This window comes from Streptomyces albidochromogenes (genome assembly GCF_005981925.1).
Taxonomy (GTDB): Bacteria; Actinomycetota; Actinomycetes; order Streptomycetales; family Streptomycetaceae; genus Streptomyces; species Streptomyces albidochromogenes.
Genome location: NZ_VBVX01000564.1, coordinates 1 through 1,941 on the forward strand (window position 1 = coordinate 1; position 1,941 = coordinate 1,941).

Genomic DNA, 1,941 nt, shown 5'->3' on the forward strand with positions numbered 1-1,941 from the left:
CTTTCTGGCGGAGCCTGCTGCCCGCCCTGGCGCTGCTGGCCCTCGTCACCCGCCTGCCCTCCTTCCGGCTCCCCCTGTGGAACCCGGACGAGGGCTATCTCGCCGTACAGGCCCGGATACTGGCCGACGGGGGGGTGCTCTACGACACGGTCGTGGACCGCAAGCCACCCCTGTTGCCCTGGCTCTACGAAACGGCCTTCGCGCTCTTCGGCGACCAGTCGCTGCTGCCGCTCCAGCTCTGCGCGGCGGCCGCCCAGCTGCTCACGGCCGCCCTGCTCGCCTCGATCGCCCGCCGCCGATGGGGCGACGCGGCGGGGCGCACGGCAGGCGTCCTGCACCTGCTCGTCTCCATCGGGCTCAACCCGGAGGACGCCCAGGCGGCGACGTTCGAGGTCTTCATACTGCCGTGCACGGTGGCCGCAGTGTGGTGCGCCGACCGGGGCCGGTGGTGCGGCGCGGGCCTCGCGGTCGCGGCGGCGTTCCTGACGAAGCAGACGGGCGGCGCGGTCCTCGCCCCGGTGCTGTTCCTGCTGTGGCGGCACGGACCGCTCCGCGGCCCCCTGTTCCGTACGGCCTTCGGCTTCTGCCTGCCCGTGCTGTACGCCGCCCTGCTCACCGGTCCGCACCGCTTCCTGTTCTGGACGGTCACCGGTTCGGGGACGTACGCCTCCTTCACCGGCTCCGAACTGCACGTGCTCTTCCGGGGGCTGGCGAACACCCTGATCCTGTCCTTCGCCTGCGCCGGTCTCGTCCCACCGGTTCTGCGGGTCCTGCGCGTCGCCAGGACCGGCGCGGCCGACCTGTGGCTGTGGTTCCTCGGCGCGGCGGGGGCGGTGGTCCTCGGCTTCCACTTCTTCGGCCACTACTACCTCCAGCTCATGCCGCCGATCGTCCTGCTGGCCACGGCCGCGCTGCACGTCCTGCCGCCGCGGTGGAGGTCCAGGGCGGTCCTCACCTCGGCGGTGACCTGCGCGGTGTTCCTGGCCTGGGGCCTGCTGGCGCCACGGCCCGAACTCGCGCACGTGCGGAAGGTCGCGACGGCGGTGAAGTCGCGGACGGAGCCCCGGGACCGGGTCCTGGTCTGGGGGATGCACCCCGAGGCGTACTGGCTGGCGGACCGGAAGCCCGCCAGCCGGTACCTCACGGCCGGCCTGCTCACCAACTACAGCGGCGGCCGCAACGGCCCCCAGGTCGGGGAGAAGTACGCGATGGCGGGCGCCTGGCCCGTCTTCCGCGCGGAGATGGCGGCGCGGCCCCCGGCCCTGATCGTCGACGACTCGCGCGGCAAGCCCTTCGCCCCGGAGCGGCTGCCGACGCTGCGCCGGCTGCTGGCGGGCGGGTACCAGGAGCTGACGACCGTCGACGGGGCGGTGCTCTACGTGAGGTCCCCCTCGGCGGCCCCGGCGCCGCCGCGCTGAGGCCGTACCGTCCGAGGCCCCGCGCACCGGGCTCCGTACGCCTCCACCCGGCGCCTGAGCTCCCGGTCGGCGGTGACCACGAGCACGGCGGAGCCCTCGCCCGTCGCCTCCGCGACCAGCTCGACGATGCGGTCGTCGCCGCTGCCGGGTGCGGACTCGACCCGTACGCCGGGCACGGAGGCGACGCCGCGGGCGGCGCCCTCGACCACGAGGAGGACGCCGAGGGGGCCGGGATGGCCGGGAAGGCCCTCGCCGGCGTACGTCCGCAGGTGGTCGCGCAGGCGCTCGGCGGCTCCGCGACGGTCGCGCCACCAGCCGTCGGGTACGGATCCGACGACGTTGGCGGCGTCCACGACGACCAGAGTTCTCATACCATCCTCCTAGCACGAGCGTATGCGGCCAGGCGGTCGCCACCAGCCAAAACGCTATGCTTGTTCGATATTCCGGAGACCTGAGAAGCCGATGCACAGAAGGTTGCCCTGACGCCATGAGGCCGCGGAGCGCGCGCAGGACCGAGCGAACC

Annotated in this window: 2 protein-coding genes; one reads left to right on the forward strand and one right to left on the reverse strand. The window is 73.6% G+C overall.

What is annotated here, in order from left to right; genetic code table 11:
- Window positions 1-1,418, forward strand: a 1,418-nt coding sequence (locus E2E34_RS33850) for an ArnT family glycosyltransferase (protein ID WP_138905649.1), incomplete at its 5' end; no start/stop codon positions are given.
- Here the strand turns inward: E2E34_RS33850 and E2E34_RS33855 are convergent.
- Window positions 1,376-1,789 carry an NYN domain-containing protein gene (locus E2E34_RS33855; RefSeq protein WP_138905650.1) on the reverse strand — a complete coding sequence of 138 codons (414 nt, stop codon included), beginning with the start codon at window positions 1,787-1,789 and terminating at the stop codon, window positions 1,376-1,378. The genes E2E34_RS33850 and E2E34_RS33855 overlap by 43 nt on opposite strands.
- Window positions 1,790-1,941 lie beyond the last annotated feature (152 nt).

Excerpts from the sequence above, each read along its gene's own strand:
- E2E34_RS33855 (WP_138905650.1), bottom strand. The coding sequence starts at position 1,789 with ATGAGAACTCTGGTCGTCGTGGACGCCGCCAACGTCGTCGGATCCGTA.